The sequence below is a fragment of the Massilia sp. CMS3.1 genome (assembly GCF_051262535.1).
In the GTDB taxonomy this organism is placed as follows: domain Bacteria; phylum Pseudomonadota; class Gammaproteobacteria; order Burkholderiales; family Burkholderiaceae_D; genus Telluria.
In genome coordinates this window covers 26,249-42,824 of record NZ_JBIMES010000001.1, presented here as the reverse complement: position 1 = coordinate 42,824, position 16,576 = coordinate 26,249, and the positions used below count along the sequence as shown (strand labels likewise).

Here is a 16,576-nt window from a genome sequence, read left to right as displayed (position 1 = left end):
CGCGACCACGCCGCAGCCCAGGGTATTACCGCGCCACTTGCTGCAACCTGCGTTCCACGAACGCCTGCAGGTCCGGCGACAAGGTGCCCAAGGTCCTGGCCTGGCGGAATGCATCGGCCGCCTCGGCATTGCGCTTTTCGCCCTGCAGCGCAATCCCGAGTCCCATCCACCATACCGCATTGTTGGGCGCCGTGCGCAAGGCCGTGTCGTATTGATCGGCCGCTTCACGGAAACGTCCCTGGCGCTGCAGCGCGGCGCCGAGGAAGGCGTGGTATTCGTTGTTACCGGCGGCATAGGGGAGCGTGCGCAGCAGCGCTTCGATGCCGGTCTTGCCGCGTTCGATCTGCAGGCGCGCCAGCAGCATCGCCAGCGCCGGCTGGCGCGGATCGAGCGTCAAGGCTTGCTGGAGCTGGGCCATCGCTTCGTCGCCGCGGTTGTTTTCGATAAGCAGGCTGACCAGGGTCTGGCGAGCCGCTTCATGGCGTGGATTGATGCGCAGCGTCCCCTGCAGACCTGATATCGCGTCGCCGACGCGCCCATCCTGGAGACTGTTCAAGGCGCGCCGGTAGGCGTTTTCGGCGCCCTGGCTGTCCGTCTCGACACGGCCCTGGCCGCGCGCAGCCGCCGGCGCATCGGTAACAACGCCGCCGGCGGCGGCTTCCCTGCGCTTGAGCGAAGCGAGCCAGGATGCTTCGATTTTCGCCCGGCTTGCCGCGCGCGCCTGTTCCTCGCGCAGCTTGCGTTCACCCTCGCGGCGCTGGCCTGCCGGCAGCGCGGCGAGCCGGGTTTCCTCGGCCTTCCAGCGCTTCGCGAGCCGCGCTTCTTCGGCGCGCGCGCGCGCGTCGGCGACGGCCCACGAGGTGACCGTGCCTTCGTTTTGCGGTTCGGCGACGACGACAGGCGCCCCCTGGCGCACACCTTCGGCCGGCGCTGCGCGGACTGGCTCCGGCGCTTCTTTTTTCGCGATCGCAGGCAGGGCAGCCTTGCCCCGCATCGGTGGAGCCTCCTCCTGTGGCGGTTCCGGCCTTGCGGCGGTGGCGGGCTCCTCCGCAGGCGCAGGCTGCGGCGGCGCCACCTCGGCTACCGTCACCGGTACGGGATCGGCGGGAGCGGCCGGCGCGACGGGCACAGTCACCTGCGCCGCGGCTGGCTGCTCCTGGTACGTATAGCCCTTGAGCGGAAAGACGTACCAGGCCGCCGCACCGCCCATCAGCACCAGCACGGCCGCCGTGATGGCGGCGATACGGCCCACCGGCAGGCGCCCCTTGTCGCTTGCCACCGTTTTGATCTCGGCCGGAACGCCTTCCGCGCGCGTGGTGCCGCGCGCATCGAGGTCTTGCAGCATCTTGTTAATCAGGCTCATCGTGCGAAGGTCCAGGCAAGTCCGGCCGCCATGCCGGCCAGCGCGCCCGCGCCCGCCAGGTAGGGCCAGAGTCGGCGTTTTGGCGCGACGGTGTCGCGCGCGGCGCCATTGACATGGGAAGCGGCCACCATCTGCTTGCCCTCGCCGTAGCACAGCATCAGCGACTTGTGCGCCAGGATGTTGACCAGGCGCGGGATGCCGCCACTGGCGCGGTACAGGCGATGCACGGCGCCGGGCGAGAACAGGCGCGCGCCGCTGAAACCGGCCACGCGCAGCCGGTGCGCGATGTAGAAATCGAGGTTGTCGCGGTTCAAGGGGCCAAGGTGGTAATGAAAGGTGATGCGCTGGGCTAGCTGGCGGATCGAGTCGAGTTCGAGCTTGCGGTTCAGCTCCGGCTGGCCGAACAGGACGATCTGCAGCAGCTTCCTCTTTTCCGTTTCCAGATTCGTCAGCAAACGCAGCGCTTCCAGGCTCTCGACCGGAATCGCCTGCGCCTCGTCCAGGCACAGCAGCACGCGCTTGCCCTGGCGCGCCAGATCGAGCAGGCGCTGCATGATCGACTTGAGCAGGCGGTGCTGGTCGACGTCGCGCTCGAACGTCAGTTCAAGTTCGTCGGCCAGCGCCAGCATCAGCGTGCGCGGCTCGAGAAAGGGGTTCGGGATGTAGGCGGTGACGAAATCGTCGCCCAGGGTCGCCATGAACTTGCGGCAAAGCAGCGTCTTGCCGGTGCCGACCTCGCCCGTGATCTTGATGAAGCCTTCGCCGCTGCGCGCGGCGATGAGCAAGGTGTTGAGCGCTTCCTGCGAGTGCGGACTGCCGAAAAAGAAGCTCGTGTCCGGTGTGATCCCGAACGGCAGTTCGCGCAAGCCGAAATGCGCTGCGTACATTACTTGCGCTCCAGGGTGCGCGGATCCAGGGTCTCGATGCGGCGCGTGGTATCGAGCAGGTCCTGGCTCCAGTTGCTGGCGCTGTCGACGATCGTCGGCTTGATCAACACCACAAGCTCGCGCTTCTGGTTGACCTTGTTCTTGTTGCGGAACAGCGCACCCAGTACCGGCACCCGGCCGGCGCCCGGCAACTGGCTGGTGTCGTCGGTCGAGGCCTGGCGCATCAGGCCGCCCACGGCCACCACCTGCCCGTCCTGGCCGCGGACAATACTGTCCAGTTCCGAGGTCGAGGACGCAGCCAGCGGCAGCGTCAGCGAGCCGGCCGAACCGAGGTCGATGCCCTTGGTGACGGTCGTCACCTGGCTCACCGACGGGTGCACGTGCAGCAGGATGTTGCCCTTTTCGTCGATTTGCGGCGTCACGTCCAGCACGACGCCCGAGAAGAAGGGCTGCAGGGTCACGCTCGGCGTGACCGTGTTGCCGGTCGTACTGGTGTTGGTCGTGGTCGTCACGCCGGTCACGAAGAATTCGTCGGTGCCGATCTTCAGCACCGCCTTCTGGTTGTTGACGGCGGCAATCCGGGGGCTCGACAGAACGTGGACCGTGCCCTGCTGCTCGAGCAGCGAAATCAGCGTGGCGAAATTATTCGTCTGGAAGGCAAAGCCGAACAGGGCGCCGGCGGCATTGGCCGCGTTCGACAACGAAAAGCCGGTGCTGGCAGCCAAACCACGGCCGTTGCTGATGACGGGCGGCTGGCCGCCGTTGAAGGGCAGCGGCGACAGGCTGGCGCCCGGCGAGATGAGGCCGGTGGAGACCCGGTTGTTGCGCGAACTGCCGATCGACGAGAAGCTGGCCCAGTTGATGCCGCTCTGGAACTGGTCGTTCAGCTCGACTTCCAGGATCTTCGCTTCCAGGATCACCTGGCGGTCGACCGAGAGCTGGGTGGCTTTCAGGTACATGTCGACGTTGCGCAGCTCTTCCGGCATCGCCCGGATCACCAGCACGCCCGACTGCGGACTGACGACGACGCTGCGCCCGCCGTCCTTCGAGCCGACGATGGCTTCGATGGAGGACTTCAGGTCGACCCAGAAGTCGCTGTTCGAGAGCGTGTTGACGTCGGTGCTGTCGACCTGCGTCGAGCCGCCTGCATTCCCGTTCTGGTTGTTTCCGTTCTGGTTCTGACCCGGCGCGTTGCCCTGCTGGCCCTGGCCGCTGCCGCCGTTGTTGTTGCTGCCGACGCTGGACACCGAGGTCGAGGTCACGCGCAGGTTCGACGAGCCGCGCCGGCTGCCGACCAGGTAGTTCACATGGAACATGCGGGTCTGGATCGTCAGCGGGCGGATCGAGATCCGGGTGCCGTCGATTTTATAGTCGTAGCCGTACATCTCGCGCACGGCCTCCAGGGTTTCGGCCAGCGTCACGTCCTTCAGGTTGGCGCTGATGTTGCCGCTCACCTCGGGATGGACCAGCATGTTGTAGCGCGTGCCGGCCACGATCGAGCGGAAGAACTGCTGGGCCGGCACGTTGTTGAAGGCGACGTTGAAGCGCTCTTCCAGCGCCGGACGGGCTTTCGGCAGCTCGCGCGCAAGGCTGGCCGCCGGCGGCAACAAGGCGTTGGCGACGGCGTCCTCGTTCGGCGCCGCTTTGCTGTTGACGGCGCTGGCGCTGGCCACTTCGCGTTTGATGGCGTCATAGGTCTGGTGCGGCGGCGTGCTCTGGCAGCCGGCGAGCAGCGCGCCGGCCACGGCAAGCGCCAGCAGGGAGGTATGTCGCATGGGTGTCCTGTCCGTCATTCGTTTTTCACTCGCTCGATGGCGCCGGCGTTCGATGCCGCGGCCGCATGTAGTTTCAGGACCTGGCGCGCGTTGCCGCGCCGCAGTTCCACTTCGTTCTGTCCGATGCGCGTCACGCGCGCGCCCCTGAAGGTGTCGCCCAGGCGCAGGGTCTCGCCATCGATCACGGCGACGTGGCGTCCCCCTGGCTGGCGCGCGACCAGCACCGATTGCAGCCGCGGCGCGCGCTCCAGCTTCGCGCCGCTGCCGATGTCGCCGGCGCCAGTCTGCGGCGCAATCAAGGACGCGGGCGGGCGGGTCGGATCCTGCAGGCCCTGGGCCCAGGCCAGGTTGGCGCAGGCGAACAGCAGCCCGGCGCATGCGCTGTGACAGGCGCGCTTCACAGCTTCATCCATTTCGCGTCCAGGCTCAGTGTGTACAGGGTCAGGGTCAGGCGCGAGGTCGGCCAGGTTTCGGTCTCGAGCTGGGCACGACCCCAGAACAGCTGGGTCGGCATCGATTCAAGCGCCGCCATGGTGCCGATCATGTCGAGATAGTTGCCGCGCACCGTCACTTCGACGCCATGACGGTACAACAGCGGCGCGCGCGCGCCGGCAGGCTGGACTTGCGCCTGCGGCGCGTCGGACGGGGCCGGCGCCGCAGTGGATGCGGACCTTGGCGTGCCCATCACCGGTTCGACCGGAAGCGTACGCATCGCCACCATCTGCAGGCGGCCATTCGTGCGCAGGATCCTTTCCAGCAGCGGCGCCATGCGCTCCGGCGGCACCAGGCCGTTCTGCATCGCGCGCAGGCTGGTGGCCAGGACATCGAGCTGGCCCCGTACCTCGGCGGTGCGCACGCGCGTCGGCGCATCCGGATCGACCTGCGCCGCCAGCACCTTGTCGCGGATCTCGTTGTCGATGCCCTCGAGGTTGTTCTGCTGCTGGACGATCTGGGTACGCAGCACCTCCTGTTTCGCGAACATCGGCCCGAGGCCGAAGAAATACATCAGGAAGACGTAGCCGGCCGCGACCGCTGCGAAGAGCAGCACGCGCTCACGCAGGTTCAAGGCATCGATCCGCGTGGCAAGCCGGGTGATCTGTTCCTTCACGGTTTGGCTCCTTCCGGCGTCGATTGCAGGCTGAATTCGACATACGGCGCGCGCGTGGCGACATCCTTGCCGCTCGCGTCGATGCGGGCCACGGGCACGCCCTGGCCGATCTGCAGGCTGCCGAAAGCCTTGCCGCGCATGATGGGCTCGGCCGTCAGGCGGTTCAGGTAGCCCGGCACGCGCTGCGGGTCGAGCGCGCGGCCGCGCACGCCGATGTCGAGGCCGGCGCCGGCGATGCTCACGCCAGTCAGCCAGAGGCCGTCGACATGCTGGCGCGCCAGCGCCCGGAAGTACTCCGCATAGCCTTGTGTATTGCCCAGTTCCCCGCGCGCGAGGACGCCCGACACTTCGCGCAAGGCGGCCAGCTGGCCCTCGACTTCAGCCAATTCGGCCGCAACCTCGGCAGTTTTCTGGCGCGGGACGAACTCGAGGGTGACGCTCGCCAGGCGCGCCTGCTTTTGCGCCAGCTGGGCCGCGCCGGCGTCGGCCTGCTGCTGCAAGTCCTTCACGCGCATGTTGCCGTACACATTGATCGCGGCGACACCGAGGAACAGCACGAGCAGTGCACCGGCCATCGTACGCGAGGAAAAAATCTTCTTTTGCTGCAGGAAGACTGGGTTGTACAGGTTGATTTGCTGGCTCACAGCACCGTCTCCTCGTGGCGCAGGGCGGCGCCGAGCGGCACCAGGAAACGCTGCTGCAAGCGTTTGTCCGTCAGCTCGGGCGCGCGCTCGAAGTCGAACAGGCTTGCCAGGTCGAGCGTGTCGACCGGCATGTAGAGGTTGCTCGACAGGTATTCCTCTAGGCCGATCACGGCCGAGGGAGCGAGCACCAATTTGGCCACGCTGATGAAGGAGTACTGGCGCTCGAAGTTGTCGAGCGAACGCTGCAGCTCGAGCGTGACGCGATCGAACGCGGCGTTGCGGCGCTCGATGTCTTCGTCGAGCAATTGTTCGATGCCGAGGTCGATGCGCCGTGCCAGGTACAGCTCACCCCGGAAGGACACCGTCAGCAAGCCGCCTTCGCTACCGAACGAGAGCATCGCCACGCCGCGCCCGGGCGGCTCGACCAGGGCCGAGATGTTGCGCTGCGCCATCTCGGGAATGTCGATCACGGCCAGCTCGACCTTGGCGGCGGTAAACAGCGTCTGCCGCGCTTCGATCACGCTGTTCCTGGCGGCGATGGCGAACATCGAATGCTGGGCACGCACGGCCGCGTTCGGATCGACCGGCAGGTCGAGCACGTCGACCGTGGCGTCGTCGACGTGGAAATCGAGCATGTCCTTCAGGCGCCAGCGCACCGCGGTCTTCAATTCGTCGGCGGGAACGTTCGGCGCGTCGACCGAGAGGATCTGGTATTCGCCGCCGTTGAGCACCGTGATCGAGCGGTAGGCGTGGGCATGCAGCTCGCGTCCGGCTTTCTCGAGCAACTCGGCGTGGTTCTTGCCGGGATAGAACACAGCCTGGCGCACCTGGGGACGGATATCGGGCGCGGTCTGCATGCTGACGGCGCATAAGCCATCGCCCTGCAGCGCAATGGCGAGCCACCCTTCTCTTTTCTTTGCTTTTCTAAAAAAACGCATGCGGACCGTTGTCGAGGTGAAGCGGTGTCTGATGTTTTGACTGTAGGAGCTTGATTATATTCAAGAACGGGTCTAACTCCGAAATAAATCGTCGTGGGGCAACACTGTTGCTGCGCATCGCACCACACTCTGCTCGGCGCTCAGAAATACATCTCCCGTACGTAGATCACCGGGCTGCGCGCGCTGCCGAAACCAACCCGGCCGGTGGCGCCCGGCAGCCAAGGAGCAGTCACGTCGTTGTAGCGCACGCCGAATCCACCGCGTCGTGACGCTCCGCCGTTCTTGCCGGGTGCTTTCAACCACAGCGTGCCGTCCCGCATCTGGACGAGGGACGTCTTCGGCGCAACGATCGGTGCCAGGCCGAGCAAGTTCGTGTTACATGCGCCATTCACGGCAAAATCGAATTTGCACTCCTTGAAGATCAGGTTCGCGTCGGCCACAACGCGGTTTTCGTCGTACCTCGCATTGAACATCCAGCCGGCGGCAGGCCCGGCCCAGTATTCCGTGCGCAGCTTGAGCGGCGTGCGCAGCAGGTCGCTGCCAAGTGCGTTCGGCAGCTTCACGCGCCCGTTCAACACCAGGATGTCGCCCTCGTCCGACACCTCGCCGCTGCGCTTCGAGGTAATCCTCACGTTACCGGCAAGGGTCGTTTCGCTGGCCTCCGCGCGCACGGCAATCGTGCTTGGATCGGTCACGGGAACCCGGGGTGCGTCATCGTTGTAGCTGGCCGCCAGCTTGTACGAGGTCATGAGCGGGAATTCGGCCGCAGTGGTGGCCGTGGTCTGCGTCTTCCCGCTTGGCGGCGTCAGGTTGATCGCCAGCGGGTCCCCGCCGGCGACGACAGCCGACAGGGTAATAGGCTTGAACCAGGTGCCGGGAAAATTCTGCAGGCGAGCGTTAAGCAGGTTATACGCTTCGACCGTCACGCTGAACGGCTGTTGCGAATAGACCGCGCCGTTGATGAGGCCGTCGATGGCCCGCGGGCAGGCAATGGTTGTCGGCAAGTTCTTCGGGCAATTGAAGGGCCCGATGACATCGGTCGTGAAGTAAGCCGGATAGAAGCGCCCCACCGCCGCCGTGCCCTTGCCGACCTGCACGCCCAGGTAACGGTCCGCCCCGCCGGTGCCCAACTCAGGGTCGTGCGCACTGACTGTGAAATTGACGGCACCGACCTCGCTCCACGACGCCTTGGTCGCGAGGATACCTTTGTCCCACTTGCGCAGCTCGGCTTGCTCTTCCACGACGGCGCCCTGGCTCGCAAGACCGGCCACGGCAACCGATTTGTCGAGCACGATGAGCGCGGTCAGGCGTTCGTTGCCGAAATTCGGCGCGAAACCGGCGCTGCCCGCCAGCACCGCACCGACCTCAACCGACAAGGCCTCTCCGGCCCGTGCGAAGCCGGCGCCGCCGCTCGTGATGTTGCCCGGATTGTCGTGCGGTCCATTGTGAATGCGCTTGAAGTCGATGCGCAGTGGCGCGCTCACGAACCCGTCGGTCCGGTCCATCCCGGTGCTCTCTTTCAGGTTGAGCCTGATCTTGCCGATATCGTTGTAGATGAGCGTTTGTTCAACCGAAACGGTTTTGGCCAGGAACTTGACATTCACAGGATTCGACCATGTGGCCAGCTGCCCCGGGGGCGCGCACACTGGAATGGAGACGCCCTCAAACGTTGCACTAACCGTACCGGAGGAGGGATTTTCGCACTCGAGCATGAACTGGAACGATGCTGTTGTGTCGTCCTTTTTACTGGCTTCGCTCGGCACGCCCTTGGACGTGGTCGCCGTCAGCCAGATCTTCGTTCTCGTGCCGCCCACCATCGAGGCCGTGTACCGTTTGCAAGTCTGACCGGCGGCGCCGATGGCGATGTCCGCCACGCATTTGCTGTCAGTAAAAATATACGAGGGCGGCGGCGGCGGTGGGAGCGTCCCGGTCGTGCCGTCGGCATTGGTGGCCGTGCCGGTATCGGACGCCGTGTTGTTGGCCTGCACGTCGTCGCTCGTGGTGCCCTTCACGACAACGGTGTTGGTTTTCTCGCCCAGCGAGCCCACGCGCGCCTTGACCGTCAGCACCGGCGCGGTGGCGCCCGGGGCAAGCCCCCGCGTGTAGGTACAGGTGCCGGCAGTGGCGGTGGCGGTGCACGACCAGCCTGTGACAATGCCCGCCGTATAGTACATGCCGGGGGGCAGCGTATTCGTCACCGTGATCGTCCCGGATTCGGTCACCGGTCCGTTGTTGGTCACGGTGACGGTGTACTCGACATCGGTATTGATCTTGAGCGCGCCGGTACGCGTGATCTTGATCGCCAGATCCGAGATCTGCATCGTCGGCACCAAGAGGATCTCGGCATTCAGGAGCACCATGTCCTGCCCGGTGTTGTAGCCGGCGGTCACGACCGCATCGTTGGCGGAAGAAATGGTGACGGTCGTGTCATACACATCGAAGTCGATGCCGTGCGAAGCGCGGTCGTTGTTAACGTTGCTGAACGAGTTGAACTGGTTACCGGCGGCGTTGTTGGGATCACTGAGCGTGTTTCCTTCGAAGCTCAGGTTCTCGCCGTCCTGCCCCAGGGTCGGGTCGCCCTCCCAGGTGATATGGCCGATGCGTGCCTTTTCCTCGGTCGGCGCCATGGTGCGGTTCCAGCGGAAATTGCTCGCGTTGACGACCACACCGGTATTGCGCAGGTGCTGGAAGCCTTCGTAGATATTCAGCACGCGCAGCGGCTCCGACGACAGCCTGTAGACCACCAGCAGCGAGAAGCCGCCGAGCACGCCCTGCGAGCCGCACCAGGGCGCGCCATTGGCGACGGTGAGGCCGGAAAAATTGTAGGTGCCGCTCGCCGTGACGAGGTTGGTCACATCGGCCGCGCCGCCGAAGTAATCGAAGCCGCCGCCGATGCTGCTCGATGTGAACCTGCGGCTGGCCGTGATTTCGTTGCCCTGGAAGGTCACGGTGCTGTCGGGAATGCCGGAACCGGCCCAGTACAACTGGGCCGATACGACAACGGCCGTGGCCGGCAGGGTCAGGGTCGCGCTGCGGATGGTGCTTGGCGCGACGACCGTGCACGGGCTGCCGCTGCCGTTCGACGCGGTGCGCACCGTGGCCTGGATACCGGTGAAATTGACCCTGCCGTCGAAGGTTTTCCACAAGGCGATCGGCGTATCGGCGCGCGCGGGTGCAGCCCCCGCCAGCAGGATCAAGAGCGCCAGCAGGCGCACGAGCAAGCCATGCAGGCGCCTCATAGTTGCACCTCCATCACGCGCCGCACGTAATCGGGGTTGTTCGAGTTCAGTGGGCACACGCCATCGACTGCCGGCGCGCAGGCGGTTGCGCTGATGACCCAGCGGTAGAGCTTCGCCTCATCGGCGCGCACCTCGGGGCCCTCGAGCATCTTGCAGGTGACGCTCAGGGTGAATTTGTCGAGCACGTCGCCCCCAAGCGCGACGGCGGTCGTGCTGCCGGAGAGGCATGCGCCTCCTCTGGAACTGAGGCGCTGGAACAGCCCCCACTCGATCCCGGCGCGCGCGGCCTGGTGGGCGCGCACGCCCTGCTCGTCGAGCAGGATGGCCTGGCGCTGGCTGGTGAAGATGCTCACCAGCGCGACCCCGAGGCCGGCCAGCACCACCAGCAGGAAGATCGCGGTGACGAGGCCGACGCCGCGGCTTTTGCGGCGTCTGGTAACGATGGCGTGGGAAGACGGCTTCATGGCGTGTTGTCGACGTGAACCTGGTGGATAAGACGCACCGTGCCCTCACCCGCGTCGCCGGCGCCGCGCGTGTGCAGCACCAGCGTCAAGAGGACCAGTGCAGTGCGGCGCAGCTCAGCGTCGCTCTCGGCGTAATTGAACAGGTTGGCACAGGAGGCGACGCGGCGCGCCAGCAAGGCCGAACCGATGGTCCCGGCCATGGCCTCGTTCATGCCGGTGCGGATGTTGTAGCCTGAGTAACGGGTCAGTACCAGCTTGCCGCCCTTGCTTTCGCACTGGAAGGTGACGGGGCTGCTGACAACCTGGAAGCGTCGCCCTGGCGAAGGCATGGCATCATTGCGGGCGAATGGATTGTCGGACAGCGTGATTTCGGTGGCGTCGCGGGCGGCCGCGAGGTCGATCCTGGCGATGTTGCGGTCCGTTCCGTTGAAACCGTAGGCGTCGGCCGGCCCCATGCCGGAACCCAGGTTATAGACGACGAGGTACTCGCCTTTCGCTACAGCGGCCTGCAGGCCGCCCACCACGGTGAACGTGAGCCTGGTGGCATCGACGAAGTCGAGCGGCTTGCCGCCCACCGCGCCATCCTCGGCAGCCAGGTAGCGTCCGCCGGTCTTGGTGAGCAAAAATTCAATGGCGTCGCCAGTTGGGCTGACGCGCACGCTGTTGGGCAGCGCGAGGCGAATTTCGCGCGCCATGCGGCGCAGGGCGAGGTCGGCTTCGTCGCCGGCCTCGGCGCGTGCGACGCTGTCGACATAGCCCTGGATCGGCGCGCGGATGAACACCGCGACAATCGCCCCAAGGATGCCGATGATGACGATCGCAATGATCGCCTCGACCAGGGTGAAGCCGCGCTGGCCGCGGCGTGGAGTGTGCTGGATCATTCGGCGCCCTGCTCCGGCGCATAGCGCGCGCGGTAGCCGTCCAGGGTGACCGGCTTATCTTCTCCGGCATAGCTGACGACGATGCGGATGCGCAGCGCGTCGGTGTTGGCGCCCGTGCCGCTGACGGCGATGTTGCCCAGCTTGTCAGGTGTAATGGCGACCGTCGCGCTGTAGCCGGCCAGGTTCATCGGACGGCCGAGTGCGTCGAGCAGCGCGCCCGTAGCGCCGAAGGCGGCCGTTGGGCTGCCTGCGGCGCCGACGTAGTCGTTGACATTATCGTAAGGACGCAGCGCGCCTACCACGCCGTCGCTGCCCCAGGCTTCCGGAATCGCACAGGCCGTTGTGCTGGTGGCCTCGCCCGCATTGCTTGAGCGCGGGTCGCAATAGGTGAACCCGGCCTGGCGCACTTCTTCGAGCAGGGCCTCGGCGATCATCAGGGCCTGCTTGCGGCGCAGCGGGTCGGCGGAGTTCGCCGTGGTAAAGCGCATCACCTGCAGGATGCCGGCCAGCCCGACCGACATGATCACGATGAACATGATCAGTTCGACCAGGGTGATGCCCCGCTGGCGCGTGTGCAGCGACCTATTCGACATAGCCGGACTCCGGATCGATGCTGACGACGGTCGTGATGCCGTCGCCCTTGATGTCGAGTTTGCCGCCGAAGTCGCCCTGCATGGTGGCCCGACCCAGGCCGTTGAAGACGACGCCGCCGATGGGCGCCAGCGGCTTGCCGGGCAAGCCCATGCTGACGCCTTGCGGACGGGCTTCGCACATCCAGCTGCCAGAACCGCAGGCGGTTTGCGTTTGCTTCGATCCACTGTTGGCGCCGCCGGGCGCCCTCAAGCGCGCGTCAGGGCGCGCGCAGGCGGCGTCGCTGTCGAGGCAGACGGCAAGGCGGTCCGGGGTGATGTGGACGTACACGGGGGTGTTCTGGGCGATCGCCACTTTCTGCGCGTAGCGCAGCGTCGACCTGACCTGCTCGGTCCAGGCGACCGTGTCGAAACTGCCGCGGTCGATGAACCTGCCCACGGCGACCGTGCCGATGATGCCGATGAGGACCATGACGACGATCAGTTCCACCATGGTGAAGCCATGGTGGCGGGTGCCGCGGCTGGATGCAGGACGCAAGGGTCGGGGATGCAGGCCAGCCACGGGCTTGTTACGCGCTTACTCGCAGGCGTCGATGGCGAGCGCGTTGGTCGAAGCGCCGACGGTGATGACCGGTACCGGGTTGGTGGCGGTCGGAGCCGAGTACAGTACGAAACATTTCGCAGCGGTCTTGGTCGTGGCAATGCTGTTTGGCACGACAGCGAATTTGCCGCTGCCTGCGGTGACGGCTGGCTCGGTCGTGCCATTGCCGGCAACATACACCGTATAGTCCGTGGTCGACAGGCCGGCCGCCTCGGCAAGCAGTTTCGCCGAAGCAGCGTCGGTCACGACTGGGTAGCCGTACGTGGTGTCCATCGTCAGTTCCGTGCCTTCGACTTTGACTTTGCTGTTACCAGGCGTGACCAGCCACTTGCCATGCGTCATTGCCGACGTCGCGCCGAGCGCGCCCTTGGCCGCGTTCAGGCTCGCCAGGCGGGCTTCGCCGCTCAGGTTGGCGAATTTCGGCAGCGCGGTCGCAGCCAGGATGCCCAGGATGACGATCACGACGATCAATTCGATCAGGGTAAAACCACCTTGCGACGCTTTGATGCTCTTGTTCATTACTATTTCTCCGAGAGAGTAGGACGCGGGCCGAATCCCGCAGAATTGTTGATGGCGACCGCCTGATCGTTGAGTTGATCGAGGACCAGGCCTGTGCTGCCGTTTCTTTGTCCACCTGGGTTGACCGGACCTGGAACGTGAAGCAATTTTACCTTGAAGGTCAGGTCTTTTTGTGTCCCAGAAGAAAAAGATTTCTCTGCGGCAGATAAATATACCAGCGTGTGTGTACTTCGGTCGAAGTACCAATTCCCGCCCGGAAGCGTACTTTTGTTAGGAGAATAGTATTCACCGAGGTAGTTTCCGGGCGGTTCTTGCAACAATGCCATCGGATTCTGATGTGCAAGTGCTATCAAACCGGCTTCACCCGTTGTCGAAATGACCTTGCTGGACCGCAGGGCAAGGGAGGTGCGTAGCGAACCGATCAGTTGTTTTACCGCAACTCGCTCGCTTTCTCCCTGGTAACTAATAATGCTTTTCAACAGAACGCCGGCCATCACGGCGGTGAAGATCGCGGCCACGACCAATTCCAGCAGGCTCGCCCCGCCTTGGCGCGATCTGGAAAATGGCCTCATCCGCGGTGCATCGCCGCTTTGCCGAGGTCCCAGATCGGCAGGAAGATACCGAGCGCCATGATGAGGACCATCACGCCGAGGAAGACGATCAGGATCGGTTCTATTTGGCTCGACAGCGTTTTCAGTTCATAGTCGACTTCCCGTTCGTACATCAGGGCGATCTCGTCCATGAGATCGTCGAGCGAACCGGTTTCCTCGCCGACGGCAATCATCTGCAGCACGATGGGCGTGAACACGTTCGCCGCGGTCGAGGTACGCAAGATACTTTCTCCGCGCTCGACGCCGTCGCGCATCTGCTCGATGCGCGCGGCCAGGTAGGCGTTGTCGGCCGTCTGCGATACCACGGTCAAGGCTTGCACCACCGGCACGCCGCTCCTCATCGACAACGCGAAGCTGCGCGCGAAACGCGCCATCATGCCTTTGAGCAGGATCTTGCCGGCGATCGGAAAACCGAGTTTGCGCCTGTCCCAGCTGTAGCGTCCGGCGGGCGTGCCGACCCAGGACCGGAAGGCGACGAAGGCGCCCACCGTCAGGCCAAGCAGCAGCGGCCAGTAGTCGACCGTGAAGTTGGAGGTCGCCAACAGGATGCGCGTCATCAGGGGCAGCGTCGCGTGGAAGCCCTCGAACACCTTGGCGAACGCGGGAATGACGAACATGTTGACGATCGCCATGGCAATCACCATCGCGATGATCACGAAGCTCGGATAGCGCAGCGCGGTTTTCACGCGGTCGCGCATGTCTCGGTCGAATTCGAGGTGGTCGAACAGGCGCAGGAAGACTTCTTCCAGGCGGCCCGTCATCTCGCCCACGCGCACCATCGACAGGTAGAAGGTCGAGAAGATTGCCGGGTGGCGGCGCATCGCCGCGGACAGTTCGCGCCCGGAGTCGAGCGACTCGCGCAAATCCTTGATCACGCGCCCGAACGCCGGGCTGGTGGCCGACTCCTGCAGGCCGGCCAGGCCGCGCATGATGGGCACGCCCGATTTCAGCAGCGTATGCATCTGGCGGCTAAATAGTTGCACATCCATCGAGGTGACGCTTTTCTCGCGCAGGCGCCGCCAGATTTCCTGCAGGTTGCCCCCGCCGCTGGTGGCGCCGCGTCGCGTGACGACGATCTCGACCGGCGTCACGCCGGTGCCGAACAGCTGGTCGGCGACGGCGCCGGAATCGAGCCCTTCCAGCACGCCCTCCATCAGTTCGCCGCGCGCGTTGCGGCCCTTGTAGGCGAAGAAAGGCATCAGTCGTCGACCTGGTTACTGATGCGCATGGCTTCCCCAATCGTTGTGCGTCCCTGCACAGCCAGCTGCACGCCGTGGCGGCGCAGCGTGTCGCCATTCATCTCGGCATGCGCGACCTTCAGGAAGTGGGCCGGGTCCGGGTGGTTCGCGGCGTCGGTGACGGCGCGCGTCATCTCCAGCAGCTCGTAGACGCCGGTGCGGCCGCGGTAGCCGGTGCCGTTGCAGTGCGAGCAGCCTTTGCCGTGGAAGAACTGCGCCTGTTCGACGAAATTGCCGAGTTCGGCGCGCAGCCAGGTCTGTTCCGGCGGAGTCGGGACATACGCGGTGGTGCAGCTTTCGCAGATCACGCGCACCAGGCGCTGGGCCAGCACGGCCTGCAGCGAGCCGCCGACCATGTAGCGCGGCACGCCCATGTCCATCAGGCGCAAGGGAGTACTGGCCGCATCGTTCGTGTGCAGGGTCGAGAGCACCAGGTGGCCCGTCATCGCGGCGCGCAGGCCGATCTGCGCCGTTTCCTGGTCGCGCATCTCGCCGACCAGCACGATGTCCGGGTCCTGGCGCAGCGCCGAGCGCAACACGCGTGCGAAGGACAGCTCGATCTTGTCGTTCACCTGCACCTGGTTGATGCCCTGCAGGCGGTACTCGACCGGGTCCTCGACCGTGATCAGTTTCTTCTCGACCGAGTTGAGCTCGGCCAGCGCGCTGTAGAGCGTGGTGGTCTTGCCGCTACCCGTGGGACCGGTCACCAGCACCAGGCCGTTCGGACGCTGGACGATCGCCCGGAAGCGCTCCAGCATTTTGCGCGGCATGCCGATCGATTCCAGACGCAGCGTGTTGCCCGCCTGGTTCAAGAGTCGCATGACGACCGATTCGCCGAACTGGGTCGGCATGGTCGAGATACGCACGTCGATGCGCTGGTTCTTCACCTTCATCGCAAAGCGGCCATCCTGCGGCAGGCGCTTTTCCGAGATATCCAGGTCCGCCATGAGTTTCAGGCGCAAGGCCAGCGGCGTGGCGATCTTGATGTCGGCCTCGGTCTGCAGGTGCAGCACGCCGTCGATCCGGAAGCGGATCTGGAGGCGCCCTTCCTGCGGCTCGATATGGATGTCCGAGGCCCGCACCTGGGTCGCGTCGTCGAACACCGATTGCAGCAGCTTGACGACCGGCGCTTCTTCCAGGCCCGGATTGGCGGTCATTGCGCCGAAGTCGACAAAGGCGTCGCCGATGTCGGCCTCGACTTCGCGCGCGAAATCGGTGATGTCGCCGGTGCGGCGGTAGATGCGGTCGATCGTGTGCAGCACCTCGGTCTCGTTGACCACGGCCAGCTCGATGTTCTTCTTCAGCAGGCGCGCGATCTCGTCGTAGGCGAACAGGTCGGTCGGGTCCGACACGCCGACCAGCATCGCATCAGACCGCTCTTCCAGCACCAGCGCCCGAAAGCGGCGCGCGGCCGTTTCCGGCAGCAGGCGCACCAGGGTGTCGCTGATGTTGTAGAACTTCAGGTTGATGTACGGGATGTTGAGCTGGCGCGCCAGCGCGCCCGAGATCTGCTCTTCGGTCACGAATCCGTTCTCGACGAACACGCGCCCGAGCTTGCGTCCGGTGCGTTTCTGGTCGGAGAGCGCCTGGTTCAGCTGCTCCTCGGACAACAGCTTTTGCTGCACCAGGATTTCACCGAGCCTGACTTTTTCTGGCCTTGCCATACCACCCCTTGTAATGCCGTCAAAATGGGAAATCATTTTAAGGCAGAACCGGGC

The 16,576-nt window shown here is 65.1% G+C and carries 16 protein-coding genes; all 16 read right to left on the bottom strand.

The genetic code is table 11. From position 1 onward, the window contains the following. Positions 1-25: 25 nt before the first annotated feature. On the bottom strand, positions 26-1,363 hold the full coding sequence (locus ACHAC9_RS00200) for a tetratricopeptide repeat protein (protein WP_435755938.1): 1,338 nt from the start codon (positions 1,361-1,363) through the stop codon (positions 26-28). Continuing rightward, positions 1,360-2,250 (bottom strand): ExeA family protein, encoded by an 891-nt coding sequence (locus tag ACHAC9_RS00195; protein WP_435755936.1) that lies wholly within the window; start codon positions 2,248-2,250, stop codon positions 1,360-1,362. Before ACHAC9_RS00195 ends, ACHAC9_RS00200 begins: the two co-directional genes overlap by 4 nt. Continuing rightward, the gene (gene mshL / locus ACHAC9_RS00190) at positions 2,250-4,025 is read right to left on the bottom strand and encodes a pilus (MSHA type) biogenesis protein MshL (protein ID WP_435755934.1); all 1,776 of its coding nucleotides are present in this window, start codon (positions 4,023-4,025) and stop codon (positions 2,250-2,252) included. Before mshL ends, ACHAC9_RS00195 begins: the two co-directional genes overlap by 1 nt. A gap of 14 nt (positions 4,026-4,039) precedes the next feature. Continuing rightward, positions 4,040-4,438: a hypothetical protein gene (locus ACHAC9_RS00185; RefSeq protein WP_435755933.1), complete on the bottom strand. Its 399-nt coding sequence runs from the start codon at positions 4,436-4,438 to the stop codon at positions 4,040-4,042. Continuing rightward, positions 4,423-5,133: a hypothetical protein gene (locus ACHAC9_RS00180; protein ID WP_435755931.1), complete on the bottom strand. Its 711-nt coding sequence runs from the start codon at positions 5,131-5,133 to the stop codon at positions 4,423-4,425. Before ACHAC9_RS00180 ends, ACHAC9_RS00185 begins: the two co-directional genes overlap by 16 nt. Continuing rightward, positions 5,130-5,777: a PilN domain-containing protein gene (locus tag ACHAC9_RS00175; protein WP_435755929.1), complete on the bottom strand. Its 648-nt coding sequence runs from the start codon at positions 5,775-5,777 to the stop codon at positions 5,130-5,132. Before ACHAC9_RS00175 ends, ACHAC9_RS00180 begins: the two co-directional genes overlap by 4 nt. Beyond that, the gene (locus tag ACHAC9_RS00170; protein WP_435755927.1) at positions 5,774-6,634 is read right to left on the bottom strand and encodes an agglutinin biogenesis protein MshI; all 861 of its coding nucleotides are present in this window, start codon (positions 6,632-6,634) and stop codon (positions 5,774-5,776) included. Before ACHAC9_RS00170 ends, ACHAC9_RS00175 begins: the two co-directional genes overlap by 4 nt. A 221-nt stretch (positions 6,635-6,855) precedes the next feature. Further along, complete coding sequence (locus tag ACHAC9_RS00165; protein WP_435755925.1) at positions 6,856-9,954, bottom strand: DUF6701 domain-containing protein; 3,099 nt, start codon at positions 9,952-9,954, stop codon at positions 6,856-6,858. Next, positions 9,951-10,418: an agglutinin biogenesis protein MshP gene (locus ACHAC9_RS00160; protein ID WP_435755923.1), complete on the bottom strand. Its 468-nt coding sequence runs from the start codon at positions 10,416-10,418 to the stop codon at positions 9,951-9,953. The genes ACHAC9_RS00165 and ACHAC9_RS00160 overlap by 4 nt, the downstream gene beginning before the upstream one ends. Beyond that, the gene (locus ACHAC9_RS00155; protein WP_435755921.1) at positions 10,415-11,299 is read right to left on the bottom strand and encodes a prepilin-type N-terminal cleavage/methylation domain-containing protein; all 885 of its coding nucleotides are present in this window, start codon (positions 11,297-11,299) and stop codon (positions 10,415-10,417) included. The genes ACHAC9_RS00160 and ACHAC9_RS00155 overlap by 4 nt, the downstream gene beginning before the upstream one ends. Continuing rightward, a complete protein-coding gene (locus tag ACHAC9_RS00150) occupies positions 11,296-11,892 on the bottom strand; it encodes a type IV pilus modification PilV family protein (RefSeq protein ID WP_435755919.1) in 597 nt (198 codons plus the stop codon). The genes ACHAC9_RS00155 and ACHAC9_RS00150 overlap by 4 nt, the downstream gene beginning before the upstream one ends. Beyond that, the gene (locus ACHAC9_RS00145) at positions 11,882-12,427 is read right to left on the bottom strand and encodes a pilus assembly FimT family protein (RefSeq protein ID WP_435755918.1); all 546 of its coding nucleotides are present in this window, start codon (positions 12,425-12,427) and stop codon (positions 11,882-11,884) included. The genes ACHAC9_RS00150 and ACHAC9_RS00145 overlap by 11 nt, the downstream gene beginning before the upstream one ends. 39 nt (positions 12,428-12,466) lie before the next feature. Then, complete coding sequence (locus ACHAC9_RS00140; RefSeq protein ID WP_435755916.1) at positions 12,467-13,009, bottom strand: type II secretion system protein; 543 nt, start codon at positions 13,007-13,009, stop codon at positions 12,467-12,469. 2 nt (positions 13,010-13,011) lie between these two features. Next, positions 13,012-13,527: a hypothetical protein gene (locus ACHAC9_RS00135; protein ID WP_435755914.1), complete on the bottom strand. Its 516-nt coding sequence runs from the start codon at positions 13,525-13,527 to the stop codon at positions 13,012-13,014. Positions 13,528-13,577: 50 nt separating this feature from the next. After that, entirely contained in the window at positions 13,578-14,819 is a 1,242-nt protein-coding gene (locus ACHAC9_RS00130) for a type II secretion system F family protein (RefSeq protein WP_435755912.1), read from the bottom strand. Further along, entirely contained in the window at positions 14,819-16,522 is a 1,704-nt protein-coding gene (locus ACHAC9_RS00125) for a GspE/PulE family protein (RefSeq protein ID WP_435755910.1), read from the bottom strand. The genes ACHAC9_RS00130 and ACHAC9_RS00125 overlap by 1 nt, the downstream gene beginning before the upstream one ends. Positions 16,523-16,576 lie beyond the last annotated feature (54 nt).

Bases quoted from the DNA above. Each gene is read 5' to 3' on its own strand.
- ACHAC9_RS00200 (WP_435755938.1), bottom strand. From the start codon at position 1,363: ATGAGCCTGATTAACAAGATGCTGCAAGACCTCGATGCGCGCGGCACC.
- ACHAC9_RS00160 (WP_435755923.1), bottom strand. From the start codon at position 10,418: ATGAAGCCGTCTTCCCACGCCATCGTTACCAGACGCCGCAAAAGCCGC.
- ACHAC9_RS00155 (WP_435755921.1), bottom strand. From the start codon at position 11,299: ATGATCCAGCACACTCCACGCCGCGGCCAGCGCGGCTTCACCCTGGTC.
- ACHAC9_RS00130 (WP_435755912.1), bottom strand. From the start codon at position 14,819: ATGCCTTTCTTCGCCTACAAGGGCCGCAACGCGCGCGGCGAACTGATG.
- ACHAC9_RS00125 (WP_435755910.1), bottom strand. From the start codon at position 16,522: ATGGCAAGGCCAGAAAAAGTCAGGCTCGGTGAAATCCTGGTGCAGCAA.
- ACHAC9_RS00185 (WP_435755933.1), bottom strand. From the start codon at position 4,438: ATGGATGAAGCTGTGAAGCGCGCCTGTCACAGCGCATGCGCCGGGCTG.
- ACHAC9_RS00170 (WP_435755927.1), bottom strand. From the start codon at position 6,634: ATGCAGACCGCGCCCGATATCCGTCCCCAGGTGCGCCAGGCTGTGTTC.
- ACHAC9_RS00165 (WP_435755925.1), bottom strand. From the start codon at position 9,954: ATGAGGCGCCTGCATGGCTTGCTCGTGCGCCTGCTGGCGCTCTTGATC.
- mshL (WP_435755934.1), bottom strand. From the start codon at position 4,025: ATGCGACATACCTCCCTGCTGGCGCTTGCCGTGGCCGGCGCGCTGCTC.
- ACHAC9_RS00150 (WP_435755919.1), bottom strand. From the start codon at position 11,892: ATGTCGAATAGGTCGCTGCACACGCGCCAGCGGGGCATCACCCTGGTC.
- ACHAC9_RS00195 (WP_435755936.1), bottom strand. From the start codon at position 2,250: ATGTACGCAGCGCATTTCGGCTTGCGCGAACTGCCGTTCGGGATCACA.
- ACHAC9_RS00140 (WP_435755916.1), bottom strand. From the start codon at position 13,009: ATGAACAAGAGCATCAAAGCGTCGCAAGGTGGTTTTACCCTGATCGAA.